The sequence below is a fragment of the Micromonospora sp. DT228 genome (genome assembly GCF_049841595.1).
Taxonomy (GTDB): domain Bacteria; phylum Actinomycetota; class Actinomycetes; order Mycobacteriales; family Micromonosporaceae; genus Micromonospora.
This window is the reverse complement of record NZ_JBNCKO010000011.1, coordinates 15,494-30,567: the sequence shown is the minus strand read 5'-3', so window position 1 is coordinate 30,567 and position 15,074 is coordinate 15,494. Positions and strand designations below refer to the sequence as shown.

16 protein-coding genes are annotated in these 15,074 nt (G+C 72.4%); 9 read left to right on the top strand and 7 right to left on the bottom strand.

Annotation, left to right across the window (positions count from 1 at the left end; genetic code table 11):
• The first annotated feature begins 118 nt into the window (after window positions 1-118).
• From ACLQ29_RS21970 to ACLQ29_RS21940, 7 genes are all read left to right on the top strand, one after another.
• Window positions 119-796 carry a glycosyltransferase family 2 protein gene (locus tag ACLQ29_RS21970; RefSeq protein WP_425773370.1) on the top strand — a complete coding sequence of 226 codons (678 nt, stop codon included), beginning with the start codon at window positions 119-121 and terminating at the stop codon, window positions 794-796.
• Window positions 793-1,473: a TIGR04282 family arsenosugar biosynthesis glycosyltransferase gene (locus ACLQ29_RS21965; protein ID WP_425773369.1), complete on the top strand. Its 681-nt coding sequence runs from the start codon at window positions 793-795 to the stop codon at window positions 1,471-1,473. The genes ACLQ29_RS21970 and ACLQ29_RS21965 overlap by 4 nt, the downstream gene beginning before the upstream one ends.
• Window positions 1,470-2,183 carry a methyltransferase domain-containing protein gene (locus ACLQ29_RS21960; protein ID WP_425773368.1) on the top strand — a complete coding sequence of 238 codons (714 nt, stop codon included), beginning with the start codon at window positions 1,470-1,472 and terminating at the stop codon, window positions 2,181-2,183. The genes ACLQ29_RS21965 and ACLQ29_RS21960 overlap by 4 nt, the downstream gene beginning before the upstream one ends.
• Window positions 2,180-3,328 carry a molybdopterin-dependent oxidoreductase gene (locus tag ACLQ29_RS21955; protein ID WP_425773367.1) on the top strand — a complete coding sequence of 383 codons (1,149 nt, stop codon included), beginning with the start codon at window positions 2,180-2,182 and terminating at the stop codon, window positions 3,326-3,328. The genes ACLQ29_RS21960 and ACLQ29_RS21955 overlap by 4 nt, the downstream gene beginning before the upstream one ends.
• Window positions 3,325-3,738: a hypothetical protein gene (locus ACLQ29_RS21950; RefSeq protein WP_425773366.1), complete on the top strand. Its 414-nt coding sequence runs from the start codon at window positions 3,325-3,327 to the stop codon at window positions 3,736-3,738. The genes ACLQ29_RS21955 and ACLQ29_RS21950 overlap by 4 nt, the downstream gene beginning before the upstream one ends.
• Window positions 3,739-3,773: 35 nt before the next feature.
• Complete coding sequence (locus ACLQ29_RS21945; RefSeq protein WP_425773365.1) at window positions 3,774-4,616, top strand: S-methyl-5'-thioadenosine phosphorylase; 843 nt, start codon at window positions 3,774-3,776, stop codon at window positions 4,614-4,616.
• 94 nt (window positions 4,617-4,710) lie between these two features.
• Window positions 4,711-5,322: a DM13 domain-containing protein gene (locus ACLQ29_RS21940; protein WP_425773364.1), complete on the top strand. Its 612-nt coding sequence runs from the start codon at window positions 4,711-4,713 to the stop codon at window positions 5,320-5,322.
• A gap of 408 nt (window positions 5,323-5,730) precedes the next feature.
• Here the strand turns inward: ACLQ29_RS21940 and ACLQ29_RS21935 are convergent, their stop codons facing one another.
• Together ACLQ29_RS21935 and ACLQ29_RS21930 are read right to left on the bottom strand one after the other, a co-directional pair.
• Window positions 5,731-6,324 carry a histidine phosphatase family protein gene (locus ACLQ29_RS21935; protein WP_425773363.1) on the bottom strand — a complete coding sequence of 198 codons (594 nt, stop codon included), beginning with the start codon at window positions 6,322-6,324 and terminating at the stop codon, window positions 5,731-5,733.
• Window positions 6,325-6,333: 9 nt separating this feature from the next.
• Window positions 6,334-6,978 carry a transcriptional regulator gene (locus ACLQ29_RS21930; RefSeq protein WP_425773362.1) on the bottom strand — a complete coding sequence of 215 codons (645 nt, stop codon included), beginning with the start codon at window positions 6,976-6,978 and terminating at the stop codon, window positions 6,334-6,336.
• Between the two features lie 93 nt (window positions 6,979-7,071).
• Between ACLQ29_RS21930 and ACLQ29_RS21925 the strand changes: the two genes are divergently transcribed.
• Complete coding sequence (locus ACLQ29_RS21925; RefSeq protein WP_425773361.1) at window positions 7,072-8,265, top strand: PEP/pyruvate-binding domain-containing protein; 1,194 nt, start codon at window positions 7,072-7,074, stop codon at window positions 8,263-8,265.
• Window positions 8,266-8,365: 100 nt separating this feature from the next.
• Here ACLQ29_RS21925 and ACLQ29_RS21920 read toward each other — a convergent pair whose 3' ends face one another.
• The 5 genes from ACLQ29_RS21920 to ACLQ29_RS21900 form a co-directional block, all read right to left on the bottom strand.
• The gene (locus ACLQ29_RS21920) at window positions 8,366-10,486 is read right to left on the bottom strand and encodes a B12-binding domain-containing radical SAM protein (RefSeq protein WP_425773360.1); all 2,121 of its coding nucleotides are present in this window, start codon (window positions 10,484-10,486) and stop codon (window positions 8,366-8,368) included.
• Between the two features lie 10 nt (window positions 10,487-10,496).
• Window positions 10,497-11,894 carry a TfuA-like protein gene (locus tag ACLQ29_RS21915; RefSeq protein WP_425773359.1) on the bottom strand — a complete coding sequence of 466 codons (1,398 nt, stop codon included), beginning with the start codon at window positions 11,892-11,894 and terminating at the stop codon, window positions 10,497-10,499.
• Window positions 11,887-13,053, bottom strand: a complete 1,167-nt coding sequence (locus ACLQ29_RS21910; protein ID WP_425773358.1) for a YcaO-like family protein — start codon at window positions 13,051-13,053, stop codon at window positions 11,887-11,889. Before ACLQ29_RS21910 ends, ACLQ29_RS21915 begins: the two co-directional genes overlap by 8 nt.
• A 26-nt stretch (window positions 13,054-13,079) precedes the next feature.
• Entirely contained in the window at window positions 13,080-13,454 is a 375-nt protein-coding gene (locus ACLQ29_RS21905) for a class IIb bacteriocin, lactobin A/cerein 7B family (RefSeq protein ID WP_393246266.1), read from the bottom strand.
• A 148-nt stretch (window positions 13,455-13,602) separates the two neighbouring features.
• Window positions 13,603-13,965 carry a hypothetical protein gene (locus tag ACLQ29_RS21900; protein ID WP_425773357.1) on the bottom strand — a complete coding sequence of 121 codons (363 nt, stop codon included), beginning with the start codon at window positions 13,963-13,965 and terminating at the stop codon, window positions 13,603-13,605.
• Window positions 13,966-14,321: 356 nt separating this feature from the next.
• Here ACLQ29_RS21900 and ACLQ29_RS21895 point away from each other — a divergent pair, with 356 nt between their 5' ends.
• On the top strand, window positions 14,322-15,068 hold the full coding sequence (locus tag ACLQ29_RS21895; RefSeq protein WP_425773356.1) for a MerR family transcriptional regulator: 747 nt from the start codon (window positions 14,322-14,324) through the stop codon (window positions 15,066-15,068).
• Window positions 15,069-15,074: the final 6 nt, after the last annotated feature.

Genomic DNA, 15,074 nt, shown 5'->3' with positions numbered 1-15,074 from the left:
AGGGATCCGACAGCGCGACGGCGGGACGTCAGGGACTCGTAAGATCCCCTGCCGCGTAAGCGATTCGTAAGGACGAACAGCGGTCCCGACGGCCCGTGGCGGGCCTAGCGTCGCCGGTATGCACACAACGATCGACGTGGTGCTGCCGTGTCTGGACGAGGCGGCCGCACTGCCTGTCGTACTGAGCGGGCTGCCGCCTGGCTACCGGGCCATCGTGGTCGACAACGGCTCCACCGACGGGTCGCCGGCCGTCGCGGCCGAGTACGGGGCCCGGGTCGTCCACGAGCCGAGACGCGGGTACGGCGCGGCCGTGCACGCCGGCCTGCTGGCGGCGGACGCGGAGCTGGTCTGCGTCCTCGACGCGGACGGCTCGTTCGATCCGGCCGAGTTGCCCAGGCTCGTCGCGGCGGTGCTCGACGGTCGGGCGGATCTCGCCGTCGGGCGGCGTCGGCCGGTCTCGGCGGATGCCTGGCCGTGGCACGCCCGGACGGGAAACGCGCTGGTGGCCGCGCTGCTGCGACGTCGCGGTGTGCCGGTGTACGACATCAGCCCGATCCGGGTGGCCCGGCACGCGGCGCTCCTCGGCCTCGGCGTCGAGGACCGCGCGTTCGGTTACCCCCTGGAGTTGCTGCTCCGCGCGGCCGAGGCGGGTTGGCGGATCGTCGAGCTGGACGTCGCGTACGCGCCGCGGGCCGCCGGCACCAGGTCGAAGGTCTCCGGGTCGGTCCGGGGCACGGTGCGGGCGACCCGGGACTTCGCCGGCGTGTTGCGCGGCGGCGCCGGCGGTGGCCGGTGAACGTGCTGCTCCTGGTCGCGAAGGCACCGGTCGCCGGGCTGGCCAAGACGCGCCTCTGCCCTCCGGCGAGCCCTGCCCAGGCGGCCCACATCGCGGCGGCGGCGCTGTTGGACACCCTCGCGGCGGTACGCGCCACCGCCGCGACAATTCCCGTGCTGGCCCACACCGGTCGGTTCGCCGATGCCGCGTACGCCGACGAGCTGGCCGCCGCGCTGGCGGGCTGGCACCTCGTCGACCAGCGCGGCGCGACGTTCGCCGACCGTCTCGCGAACGCGCACGCCGACACCGCCGCGGCCTTCCCCGGCCGACCGGTGCTCCAGATCGGCATGGACACCCCGCAGGTCCGGCCGGCCCTGCTCACCACCGCCCTGGACCTGCTCGCCGAGCACGGGGCCGTGTTCGGGCCTGCGCTCGACGGCGGCTGGTGGGCTCTCGGGTTACGCGATCCGGCGTCCGCGAGCGCGTTGCGCGACGTGCCGATGTCGACCGACGACACCGGTCGCCGCACCCTCGCCGCGCTCCGGGAACACGGCGTACGCCCGGCGATCCTGCCGGCGCAGCGCGATGTCGACGACTGGCCCGGCGCGTTGGCGGTCGCGGCCGACCTGCCCGGCACCCGGTTCGCGGCTGCCGTCGAGTCGGTGGGCGGCCACCTGGTGAGCGGACGCACCCGGTGACCTCGACGATAAGTCTCGACGGTTTCGCCGTGGTGCTGGGCGGGCTCGACGGGTGGCCCGCCGACCAGGGGGCCCGCGCCACACCTGTCGCCGCGTTCCCCCCGGCCCCACCCGAGCACTGGCTGGTGCACACCGACGGGCGACGCGACCTGTTGCCGGTACGGCGTTGGCACGGCCCACCCGAACCGGCGATCGAAGCCATCGCCGCCCGCTGCGACGGGCCGACGATCGATCTCGGCTGCGGCCCCGGCCGACTGACCAGGGCACTCGCCCAGCGCGGTCTCGTCGCACTGGGGGTGGACATCTCCGCCGAGGCGGTACGGCTGACCCAGGGCCGGGGTGTGGTCGCCCTGCGACGCGACGTCTTCGACCCCCTCCCCGGCGAGGGGAGGTGGGCCCACGCCCTGCTCGTCGACGGCAACATCGGCATCGGCGGTGACCCGGTCCGGCTGCTGCGCCGCTGCGCCACCCTGCTCGCGGCCGACGGGACGCTCCTGGTCGAGGTGGAACCCCCGGGCGCCGGGCTGTGGCAGGGACAGGCGTACGTGCTGTCCGGGGCGTCCGGCGACGGGGGACGCCAGGGGCCGGCGTTTCCGTGGGCGCGGGTCAGCGCGGACTCGATGGCCGATGCCGCCGCCGCTGCCGGCCTACGGGTCGCGAACCGTCTCCGGTTCGGCAGACGCTGGTTCACCGAGTTGGTGCGACCGTGATCCGCAGGCCCCGCGTGCCCGTCCCCGAGGACTTCACCGCGCCGTCGCACTCACCGCTTGTCGCCGCCCGGCTCGGCCTCTGGCTCGCGGTGGCGTTCGGGCTGTGTTTCGGCACCGGACTGCTGAGCCACTACCTCCAGCACCCGCCGGGTTGGTTCACCTGGCCGACCCGACCGGTCAGCCTCTACCGGATCACCCAGGGCGTCCACGTGCTCTCCGGTGTCGCGGCGATCCCGTTGCTGCTGGCCAAACTGTGGAGCGTCTACCCCCGGCTGTTCGTCCGTCCGCCCCTGCGCCAGCCGATCCGGTTGTCCGCCCACGCCCTCGAACGGATCTCCGTCCTGGTCCTGGTCTGCGCCGCGTTCTTCGAACTCGTCACCGGCCTGTTCAACGTCGCCCAGTCGTACCCCTGGGGGTTCTTCTTCCCGACGGCCCACTACGCGGTCGCCTGGGTGGTGGTGGGCGCGTTGCTGCTGCACGTGGCGGTGCAGCTCCCGGTCGCCCGCGCGGCGCTGGGCACGTCACTGCGACGGAGCGCCGTCGGGCAGGGCGATCGGGACGCGGCCGGGCGGCGCGCGTTCCTGCGTACCTCGGTGGGCGTCGCCGGCGTCGCCGTGCTGGCCACCGCCGGGGTCACCGTGCCGTGGTTGCGGCGGGTGTCCCCGCTGGCGTGGCGGTCCGCGTCCGGGCCGCAGGGCGTGCCGATCAACCGGACGGCCGCCGCCGCGCGCATCACCGTTGCACCCGACTGGCGACTGGAGATCGTCTGGCCGGGCGGACGAAACGCCCTGACGCTTGCCGACCTGGCGGCCCTGCCGCAACGCACTGCGGAACTGCCGATCGCCTGCGTCGAGGGATGGAGCTTCTCCGCCCACTGGACCGGCGTGCCCGTCGTCGACCTGTTGCGCCACGCCGGCGCGCCCACCGGCCGACCGGTTCGCGTCACCTCGCTGGAGACCGACGGCCTGTACGCCGCGAGCACCCTCCCCGCCGCCCACGCCCGCGACCCGCTGACCCTGCTCGCGCTGCGGATCAACGGCGAGGAGCTGTCGCCGGACCACGGGTATCCCTGCCGCCTCATCGCGCCGAGCCGGCCGGGCGTCCTGCAGACCAAGTGGGTGGCCCGGTTGGAGGTGTTGCGGTGAGGGCCGTCCGACTGCTCCTGCTCGTGCTCGGCGTCGCCACGGCGGCGTACGGCGGTTGGCTGCTCCTGCCCCAGCTCGGCACCGCTCTGCCGTGGCTTCTCGGCGGTCCGGTGCTGCACGACGTCCTTGTCGCACCGCTCGTCGGACTGGTCGGGCTGGCGCTGGGCCGACTGGTGACGGACCGGTTCCGCCTGGCCTGGATCGGCGCGGGCCTGCTGGCCAGCGCCACGTTGCTGCTGCTCGCGGTGCCACTGCTGTGGCGTCCGCCCTCGGCGCCGCCGAACCCCGGCCTACCGGACCGCGACTACCCGCTGGGGCTCGCGGCCGGTCTGGCCGTCGTCTGGGCAGTCGTCGTGATCGTGCTTGTCGTCGCCGCCATCATCGGCCGGCGCGGCACGAACCGTTCCTGAGAGTCGACCCCACCCGCTTCCGAGGAGACGTGCACATGTCAGAAGGTAAGGCCCGCCCACCGATCGGCGTGATCGGCGGATCCGGTTTCTACGAGTTCCTCGACGACGTCAGCGAGGTCACCGTCGACACCCCGTACGGACCGCCGAGCGACGCGCTGTCCGTCGGGAGCGTCGCCGGGCGACCCGTGGTGTTCCTGCCCCGCCACGGACGCCGGCACACACTCCCCCCGCACCGCATCAACTACCGGGCGAACCTGTGGGCGCTGCGCGCGGTCGGCGTCCGCCAGGTGCTCGCGCCGGGGGCCGTGGGCGGCCTGCGACCGGACCTGGGCCCCGGCACCCTCGTCGTGCCGGACCAGCTTGTCGACCGGACCTCCGGCCGCGAGCAGACCTACTACGACGGGCGGCTGCGCCCGGACGGGCAACTCCCCGGAGTCGTCCACGTGCCGTTCGCCGACCCCTACTGTCCGGTGGGGCGCGCCACGGTCCTCGACGCCGCCCGCGACGCCGACTGGCGGCCTGTCGACGGCGGCACAATTGTCGTCATCGAGGGGCCGCGCTTCTCCACCCGTGCCGAATCGGTGTGGTACGGGCGGCAGGGCTGGTCGGTCGTCGGCATGACCGGTCACCCCGAAGCGGTGCTGGCACGCGAACTGGCCCTGTGTTACACCGCGCTGTCGCTGGTCACCGATCTCGACTCGGGCGTCGAGGTCGGCCACGGTGTCACCCAGCAGGAGGTGTTCACGGTCTTCGCACGAAACGTCGAACGCCTGCGCGTCCTGCTCGGCGACGCGGTCCAGGCGTTGCCGGCGGACCAGGCGGGCTGCCCCTGCGCACAGGCCCTGGTCGGCACGGACACCGGCATCACGCTGCCCTGACAACCGGGGCGGGGTGTCGACAGCTGCCGATTCGTAAGGGTTCCGCAAGGGTTCGCGACCGGTCCGGCCACCACCGCCGCCGTACGCTGCGGGGGTGGGAAAATCGATCTTCCGGTCGCCTGTGGCCTGGGCCGCCCTCGTCTCCGCCGTCGTCGTGACGGCCCTGGCCCTCTCCTGGTTTCAGCCGTGGAAGCTGTTCACCGACACCTACGTCGACGAGGCGCTCCCGGGCGCGGGGACGACGTCGGCCGTCCCCGCGCCGACCTCCGCGACCCCGGCCCCCACGACCCCGGCCCTCACGACCCTGGCCCCCGCGACCCCGGCCCCCGCGTCGAAGGCCACACCGGCGGCTAACGAGATCCTGGCCGCCGGGACGTTCGTCACCCACGAGCACCAGACGACCGGCAGTGCCGAGATCCACCGGCTCGCCAACGGACGCCACCAGCTCGTCCTGCGCGACCTGAAGACGTCGAACGGGCCGGATCTGCGGGTGTGGTTGACCGACCAACCGGTCATCCGGGGCACGGCCGGCTGGCACGTGTTCGACGACGGCGAATGGGTCGAGCTGGCACGACTCAAGGGCAACAAGGGCAACCAGGTGTACGACCTACCGGCCTCGGTGGACCCCCGTGACTTCCGGAGTGTCTCCATCTGGTGCAAGCGATTCTCGGTCTCCTTCGGCGCGGCCGACATCAAGACCACCTGACCTGGCGGGACCCGGCCCGCCCCACCCGTGGGGCAGCTCTACAGCCCGACTCCGGGCCGCAGCACCGGCCCCGCACCTGTCGCTTCAGCGGTCGTCCGGGTCGGCGTCTCGCGCTTGGTGCGGCCGGTGCTCGGTGATCCACGCTTCCACGTCTTCCACCAACCACACCGCTCCCCCAGCCAGGCGATCGAACGGCTCCGGGAAGTCTGGCCGGCTGGTCCGGTGCCCAACTGCGTCGCGCGGTGCTGCCGGGCGCGGCTGGGCCTGGAGCCGGGGCAGGTGTTCAAGACGGGTGCACGGAGCTGAGCTGGCCGCACTTGCCTGCCCCACCGATGGGGCAGCTCTACAGGCCCGATCCAGGCCGGGAGCACCGACCCGCACCGATCGCTCACGCCGGCAGCGCGGCCCTCACGGGCGGGTGGCCGAGCGGAACCCCGTCCAGCGCAGGTCACCCGACAGGTGGCTCTGGTCGTTGAACATCACCAGGGTGGGCGACAGCCCGGCCCGGTATTCGAGCACGGTGAGACCCGTGTTCGCGCTGTCCAGGCCGAGCCACCGGGTGGGCGGGGCCGCCAGCGCGTGCCGCACCAGCCACGCGATCGGGTACGCGTGCGTGACAAGCACCTCGTGCGAGTCGTGCTCCGGGGGCGTGGTGAACCGGGTCACCAGAGCTGCCGCGATACGTGCACCGGCCGCCGCCTCGGCCTCGTCGTAGCCGTCGAAGAAGCCGGCCCAGGAGCGGGGCATCTCGTCCGCGTTCGGCACGTACGGCACGTGGTCGACGAGTTCGGCCGCCTCGCCGACCGGCACGTCCGGCAGGTGCTTGGCGATCGCGCGGGCGCTCGCGGCGGCACGCGGCAGCATCGAGTGCCACACCGCGTCGATCGGCAGGCGGGCGAGCCGTCGACCGAGCAGGTCGGCCTGCTGGTATCCCACGTCGGTGAGCTCGCCGAAGGCGTCCGCCGCGCCGTGTCGGGCCAGGTAGAGGTATCGGACAGCCACGGCGGGAACCTAGCGGCTTTCCGATGCGGCGTCCCGGGCGATCCCGAGTGTCGACAGGAGATCCTCGTGCAACTCCATCCACACGGCGTGGCACGACGCGACCCCCACCCCGGTCACCCACCGCCCGTCCCCCGCGCGAGCACGGGTGAGCGCCGCGTCGAACCGGTCGGCGTAGCCGTCGAACCGCCCCAGCACGCTGACGAGCGCGCCGATCAGCCGGGTCAGCTCCACGCCGATCGCGGTGAGCTCGTCGAGCACCCGGCCGTCCCACTGCGGGTCGGTGTGGTCGTTGGACGTCAACCGGTCACCCTCGACCGGCCGCAGCTGCCAGTCGGTGCAGGCCCGGACCAGTCGTCCGTTGAGGGTCTCGAACTCCTTGTGGGCCTGCTCGACGGTGGCCCGTGCGCCCGTCTGGTCCAGCTCCTCGCCCAGCCTCCGGGAGTCCTGCTCGCGGCCGCGCTCGGTGAGCGTCCACCCACCGGTGCCGCCGAACTCGACGTGTGTCACCCACCCGTACGCCTCGAAGTCCAACAGCAGCTCGGCGGCCGTCTCCGGGTCGACGCCGGTGCGGCCGGAGACGGCCGCGTCGTCGGCCACCCCGGCGACCCGCACGGCGTGCAGAACCGACAGGTCCGGTGCTGAGGCATGCGTCATGGCAGTCAGCATCCAGATTCCCGCATCGGACGTCAACGTGGCGCACTCGGCGCAGGTCAGCCCCTCATCCGGGTCCAGGTAGGCTCCCCACGCGTGAAGGGGGCCCCGTTGCTCATCGACCTGACCGACGCCGAACCCGCGACGTCCGGCGGCAAGGCCGCCGCGCTCGCCCGGCTCCTCCGCGCGGGCATGCCGGTCCCGCCCGGGTTCGTGGTGCCGACCACCGCCTACCAGGAGACCGACGACGGCCTCCCGGCGGAGCTGATCGACGAGATCGCTCAGGCGCTGCCGCGGATCGGGGGCGGCTACCTTGCCGTGCGGTCGTCGGCGACGAGCGAGGACACCGCCCACGCCACCGCGGCGGGGCAGCACGACACCTTCCTGGGCGTGCGCGGCCCCGAACAGGTGGCGGACGCCGTCCGCGGGTGCTGGTCGTCGCTGTGGTCCGAGCGTGCCGTGGAATATCGGCGTCGGCAGGGCGACACGCGGTCCCCGGAGGTCGCCGTGCTGGTGCAACGCCTGGTGGACGCGGACGTCGCCGGGGTGATGTTCACCGGCGACGACATCCGGATCGAGGCGTCCTGGGGGTTGGGGGAAAGCGTGGTCAGCGGCCACGTCACCCCGGACTCGTGGACGCTCTCCGGCGGCGACATCACCCACCGGTCGCTCGGCACGAAGGAGACCCGGGTCGACCGCACGGTCACTCGCGAGGTGGCACCGGCCGACCGGGAGCGCTTCTGTCTCACCGACGACCAGCTCACCGGGCTCGCGCAGCTCGGCCGGCAGGCCGACGACCTGCTGGGTGGCCCGCAGGATGTCGAGTGGGCGATCGCCGGCTCCCGGATCTGGCTCCTCCAGTCGCGCCCGGTCACCAGCGCCCTCCCTCCCGCGCCCCCGGTCGGCGGCGAGGGCGGTCAGGCCCGCACCGGTACGCCCGGCAGCCCCGGTCGCGCCACCGGGCCGGCGCGCGTGGTGCGTGGCCCCGCCGACTTCGCTCGGGTGCGGCCCGGTGACGTCCTCGTCTGCCGCACCACGGATCCGGCCTGGACCCCACTGTTCGGCGTGGTCGCCGCGGTCGTCACCGAGATCGGCGGCCTCCTCTCGCACGCCGCGATCGTCGCCCGCGAGCAGGGCCTCCCGGCCGTCCTGGCGGTCCCGGACGCGACGACAGTCCTGCCCGACGGCGCGCTGGTGCGGGTGGACGGGAGCAGCGGCCTTGTCGCACTCCTGGGCGACCACCCGGCGGCCCGACAGGTCATCGCCACCCGGGCCGACCAGAGGCCCTGACCCGGCTGGGCTGTTCGGCGCGACGACGCACCCGGCGAGTCCGGCCACTGAGTGCGGGGGCCTCGGGAGGCGGCGACGGATCGCGCCGCCCCCACCGGCCCTACCGGTCGGCCGGGAGTTGATGCCGACGGATCAACCGCTGCCCGATGAAGGTCCGCCAAACCCGGTCGGCGACCGTCGGTTCGACGATCCAGAGTCGGCGTTGCGCCTCGGCGAGGGTGAGCGGCGCGCTGAAGAGATCCAGGAACAGCCGGCTGCTGCGGTTGAGGGCGAACACCTGACCGTCGATGCGGCGGAACAGGTGCCGGTCCGCCGGCAGGTCGCCGGGTACGCCGTCCTGCTCGTCGGAGCGGATCCGCCGGTACGCCTCCCACACCTGCTCGTCGTCGCGGTCCACGAAGGTGCCGTTGGCGAGGAACTGGGTCTGGTCGTCGGTGTCGTGGCGTACCCGGTCGTTGGCGAGGACGCCACGCACCGCCGTGCCGTACCGGTCGTGGTAGAAGAACGTGTGCGGGGTGTCGGTGGCGCCCAGCCACGGCCGGTGGTAGTGACCGGGGTTCAGGCCGGCCTTCGCCTGGGCGACCTCGGCCTGCGCCGCCTCGGTGACCGGCTCGTCGAACTTCAGCATCCGGACGATGTCCGATCCCTCCACCGGTCGTACGTTCGTGATGCCGAACCGGTCCGGCTCCTTGGCGACGATGGCGCCCGGCGTCAGCATGAAGTCGCCGAGCCCGCCGAGGGTCCACAGGTCCGGGTTGTCCCGCAGGAAATTGACGCTGTCCAGCGCCTCCTCGCGGGTCTCGGTGGGGAAACCGGTGAAGCCCATCATCTGCACACCGATGTTCGCCTTGGTCATCGACATCATGGTGCGTCGCGCCTGCTCCGGCTTCGTGCCCTTGTCGATCAGGTCGAGGACGCGCTGGTTGCCGGACTCGAAGCCGACCGAGATGGCCACGCAGCCGCTGCGCCGCAGCAGCTCGCAGCGCTCGTCCGACCAGTACTTCTCCAGCCGGATCTCGGCGCCCCAGCGGAAGTCCAGCCCGCGCTCGACGACCCGTTCGGCGAACCGCAGGATTGTCGCCGGAGCGAGCACGTCGACCGAGAAGTAGATGAACTTGGCGAACTTCGACAGCTCGGTGACGTCCGCGACCATGGTGTCCACCGTGCCCTGCCGCCACGGGCTGGTGGGACCGTCGGTGTTCAACCCGTAGTCGCAGAACGTGCACTTGTTCCAGTAGCAGCCTCGGCTCGGCGAGTAGTAGACGAACCGCTCCGGGCTGAGATAGAGGTCCCAGGGCAGGCCGGAGAAGTCCGGCACCGGCACCTGCGCCAGGCGTTCGTAACGCAGGGGTAGCTGACGCTGGCGGCCGTACTTCGGGTGCAGCCGGACGTTCGGGTGCCCGGCCGGCAGGGTGCCGGTCTGCACCGCGTCCAGGATGTCCGCGTACGCGCTCTCCCCCTCCCCGACCACTATCGCGTCGAAGTCGGCGAGCACCTGGAAGACGTACTCGGGTTTGCTGGCGCACTTCCAGACGTCGGAGATCTCGGTGCCACCGGCGATGAGGAAGACGTCCGGGCAGGCCCGCCGCACGAGTCGGGCGATCCAGAGCGCGAACGGCAGCTGCCACTGGTAGGTGACGCTGATGCCGATCACCTGGTTTCCAGCGGCGGCCAGCCGCGGGATCAGCACGTCCTCGTAGTACGGCTGGAAGGGCCGGTTGAGCCGGGCGAGCAGCGCCTCGTCGGTAAGGGCGGCCACCGAGCCGATCGAGATCATCGGTGGCGGGTGGAGCCGGAAGCCGGCGTGGAACTGCCCGGGGAACCCGACCGTGCCGAGGGCGTCCATCCAGGAGATCACGCCCTCGACGGCGTCCTGGTAGTGCCGGTAGTCGTAGAACAGGGTCGGGTCCTGCAACACCCCGATCGACCGGCGCAGCCGCTCCGGGTCGGGGTCGGGCAGGCCGAGCTGGTTCGCCCGGGCCATCAGCGCGTCCGGGCCGCTGAGGTCCTTTGTGGAGACCCGGGACAGCTCCCGCCGGAGCCAGTCGTACGCCGACGGGGTGTAGGAGTGGTGGAACGCCTCGATGTTGGCGTCGATGATCTCCGCCGGTTGGTGTCCCTGCGCCCGGGCGTACGAGTCGAGGTAGTTCAGGGAGTGGTATCCCGAGGTGGGATCGGTAAGCGGGGGGTAGATCAGTGCCGCCTTCACCGTGCCGCTCATCGATTCCTCCTCAGCCAACCCGGGCCGCGGTACCGGCCAGGGTGTCCTCCTGCGCGTACGTGGCCACCGCGGGCAGTCGCGGGGCACCGAACGCCTTGACGTACGCGACGAGCGGTTCGGCGGCGTACCGGAGCGCCGCCAGGTCGACGAACCCCCGGTCCCACGCCGCCGCCTCCAGTCCGTCGACGGCGCAGCCCCACAGCCGCGCGAAGCACGCGTCGACGACCTCGGTGCGGAAGTGCAGCCGACCACCCGGCCGGCGGCGCCCCGTCGTCCGCGGGACGAGGGTCTCGTTGAGCGACGCCGCGGTCGCCGCGACCTGCCGCGCCGCGGCGAGCAACGCGGGGGTACGCAGCGGCGCCGCGACCATCCACAGCGCCAGGCTGCGGTACGGCGTGGTGCCGAACGCCCGCACCAACATCCGCAGCACCGCCTCGCTGTCGCCGAGGTCCCGTTCCCGGTCGGTGAGCCAGTCCCACCCGGTCGGCAACCCAGCGGTCAGCCCTCGCCGGCGGGCCACCTCGCGGGCACGCTGTTCGACAGTCGGGTCGTCGATGTCGACCTCGGCCAGCCCGGCCAGCACCCCCCGCCGGTGCCAGAGGGTCGCCTCGGGGTGCAGCAGCATCAGCACCGCCGCGGCCTCCCGGTCGCTGACCCAGTGCCCGCCGACCGACGCGCCGGCGAACCGCGATCGCCAACTGTCCAGGAAGCGGGTGTGCAGGTTGTCGATCGGCTTGTCAGAGGCGTGCGCGGGGCACAGCTCAGGCGCGTTGCCCGCCGCCATCGACAGCAGCAGCCGAGCGTCGGCGCCCTTGGCGTCGGAGGGCTCCCGCCGGTGCCACGCCAGGAATCGCTGCACGACGTCCGCCGCCTCGGGGGGTGCGCTGCGCTCCAACGCCCGGTACGAGCGCCGCCGGAAGGGCAGCTCCCGGCCGATGGTCAGCAGCAGCTCGGCCTCGGCGTCGCTGAGCACGCCGGCCGTGACGGCGCGGCGCAGCGCGACCCGGATGTTCACAAGCGGGACGCTCAACGCGCGGTGGCCTTCCTCGGCGGGACCGTGCACGACCGCCACCTCGTCGTCGCCCGTGACGACCCCGTCGCGGTAGAGCTCGAACACCTCGCCCACGCCCCGCATCCCGAACGGCCACAGCTCGGCGGCGCGCAGTGCTCCCATGCTGGCGGCGCCGGCCACTGTCACGCCGCGGTCGAGCAGGTGCAGGATCTCCCGGTGGCGGACCGGCGGGTGTTGCAGGAAGAACCCGTCGATGACGAGGACCCGGTCGCCGGGGGCGACGTCCAGGCGGAGCAGGTCGCCGTGCGCGACGGGCGGCAGCACCACCGCGTCGGGCAGCAGCCGACCGACCTCGTCGGCCGGCAGGCTCGGACCGATGAAGACGACGTCAGTCACGGGGCACTCCTGGTCGGATACTCAGGGCCCGCTCGTCGAACATCCGCAGGCCGGGGGCGAACACCTTGCTCACCGGTATGCCGATGTCGTCGTGCGTCAGGTCGACGCTGAACGGCTCGACGCCGGTGACCCGCTGCACCCGCGACGCCAGCTCCCGCAGCACCTGGGTCACGTCCCCCACGGGTGGCGAGTCCCGGCGGACCGGCCGGACGGGCCGGTCGACGGTGGGAGGTGGCACCGGCGGCGCGCCCACGTCGTGGTAGGCGGTGGCGTCGATGTCGTCCCGGGCGCCGGAGACCATGACCAGCCGCGACTGCGCCGCCTCCGACATGGCCCGACCGACGGCGATCTCCGGGTCCACGTGGCAACCGAAGCCGCCGAAGGTGACCGGGAGGTCCTCCGACCAGATCGACGCGGCGTAGCAGGGCACGTCGACCGCGTTCGTGATGTCGCAGATCTCCACCCAGCAACCCGCCCGCAGCAGCGCCTCGTGCACGGTGCGGGTCATCGCGTTGGTGGCGGTGCCCGGGTCGGCGTAGGTGCGCTCGGCCAACGGGGAGGTGCAGTACGGGGCGATGCAGTCGCGTTCGATGACCTCCAGCAGGGCGTGCAGGCTGGCCTCGGCGAAGGTGTTCCCGGTGGCGAGCCCGTTGCTGCTGGGGGTGAACAGGGCGCGTTCCCAGCCCCTACGGATGGTGAAGTCGAGTTCGATGGTGGCGCGGGGCACCAGGCAACGCGCACCGGTCACCAGCCCACGGCCGGCCACCCAGTCGAGTTCGACGGCAGGGGTCAGGGGTGACCGTTCCGCCAGGTGCAGCCACCGGACGTCGTACCGAAGGTCGAGCGCCTCGGCCGGGGACCGGACGACGGTCCCCGGCCGGAGGTTCTCGGCATGCCAGGACTCGATGCTCTCCATGACCGCGCTGACCCGGGCCTGCGTCGCCGTGGCGCCGGTGCCGACGCTCACCGCCATGGTGGCTCCGACCGGCCGGTAGGCGACGTGCACCGGTAGGCCGATCTCGTCGAGCCGGGTGATGTCGGCGACCCGGGTGATCCGGAACCTGTCGAGCAGGCCGGCGATCCGTTCCCAGGTCTGCTCCACGGTGGCCGTCCGGTAGGTGCCGGATCGGAAGGCGATGGTCTCGGTCGTGTCAGTCATCGAGGCTCCCGGCGGGGGTGGGGAACTTAGAGGATGAGGACGGCGATGATGTTGACGTTGTTGTCGGCGATCGGGGCGACGCCGCCGGCGACGCTCTCCAACTCGGCCTCGGTCAGCTCGTTGAGGTCGACGAGCGGCACCTCCGGCACGTGCAGCACGTGCAGGCCGGGCGTGCCGGCCCAGTCGGCGACGATCTGGTCCTTGGTGTAGAGCGTGGCGGGCTGTGCGCGGTCGACCTCGACCCGGGAGCCGGCGGCGACCGGCAGGCCGGCCGCCGTCGCGTAGCCGGTCGGGTCGGCGAGCAGGCGCTGTAGTTCGTCGTCGCTGCGCCATACCGCGGTGACCAGTTCCGAGTACTTGGTCACGAACCTCGCGCCATATTCCTGGTCGTCGTTGCTCATCGTTCGGTCCTTTCCTCGCGGGTCACTGTGGGACGGGGGTCGATCGCTGTGGCGAGAACGCTACGAAGATCGAGGTTCGACAATCAACGATTTCGGCTTTCTGCCATCAGAATCTGCCGCGCCAACCGGTGGGCGGCAGACATCGGTGTCAGGTGCAGCAGCACGGGCAGCAGCAGGCGCAGCTGGGGTCCAGGCCGGCGACGACGCTGTCCAGCTCGTCCTCGGCCAGCTCCGCCTGGGCCACCGGCAGCAGCGACGGCACGAAGAGCACGAAGACGCCAGTGGTCCCCGCCAGTTGCCACGACTCGATCTGCACCTCCAGGTCCGGATCGGCGTCGGCAACGTCCCGCACCACCCGGACCTGCACATCCTCGGACAGATGCAGCCCGTAGCCGGCGAGGAACCCGCGCGGGTCCCGATCGAGCGCCTGCTCCTTGACCGGGTCGGCCCAGACGTCGGCGACAAGCCGGCTGTACGCGGCCACGAAGACCGCTCTATCGACAGGTGTCACACCCTGCTCCCTTCGATGGTCGACCGCCGGCGGCGGCGACAGGCAGCGCGGGAGGGTCCGGGCCGCCGATTTCACCTCATCGTGGGTCACCGGCGGATCCGGTCCGCCCACCGAGCGGGGATTTCATCGAATGTGGCCGCGAAAAGGTCGCGCTGCGGCGAAAGCCGGGTAATTGAGAATCAGCGACTTGCGGCGGGCGAGCAATTCTAATGAGTGACACCACTGTGGACAAGTAGTAATTCCTCGCCTGTCGACCGCCCGGTGCCCGCACCTAGGCTGCGATCGGCGGACCGCCAGCAGTGACAGCGGTTCGACGGGGTGCCGTGTTCCGTCACCGAGTGCTGCCGGAGGCCATCGTGAGCATCGACGAGGTGACGACGACGCCCGGCGGACCGGCCGGGTACAGCGTGGAGGAACTCGCCCGCAAGGTCGGGATGTCGCCGCGCAACATCCGCGCCCACCAGGCCCGGCGACTGCTGCCCCCGCCGGTGCGGCGCGGTCGGGCCGCGCTCTACGACGACTCCCACGTCCGCCGCCTGGACGCGATCCTCGCCCTGCAGCGGCAGGGCTTCAACCTGGTGTCCATCGAGGCGATGCTGGGGGTCCGGGCCAGTGACGAGGCGCCCGACGGACTGACCGCGATGCTGCAACGCCTGACCGCCGACCGTCCGGCACTGGCCCACGCGCTGACCCGGCACGGTGTGATCGGCCGGACCACCGACGGCACCGTCCGCACGGTCCGGCCCCGCCCGCTGCGCGCCGCCCTGGACCTGCATCGGGTACGCGTCGGCACGGTGCCGGCCCTGCAGACCCTCAGCGAGGTGCTGGACAGCCTCCGGCCGGTGGCCGACGAGCTGGTGGCCGCCGTCACCGCCCGGCTGCTGGCCCTCGCCCCGGAGCTGGTCCGCGGCGGCGCCCGGTCGTCCTGGGCCGACCTCGACCGGGAGACCCTGCTGCTGACCCAGGGCGTGGTGAACGTGCTCACCGAGGCGTTTCGACTCGCCGTGGAGAACCAGGCGGAGGCGCACGTCGCCGAACTGCTGGAGAACCATCTCGACACGGACGTGTGCCTGGAGGACAGCACGGTCATCGACAACGGCTGACCGACC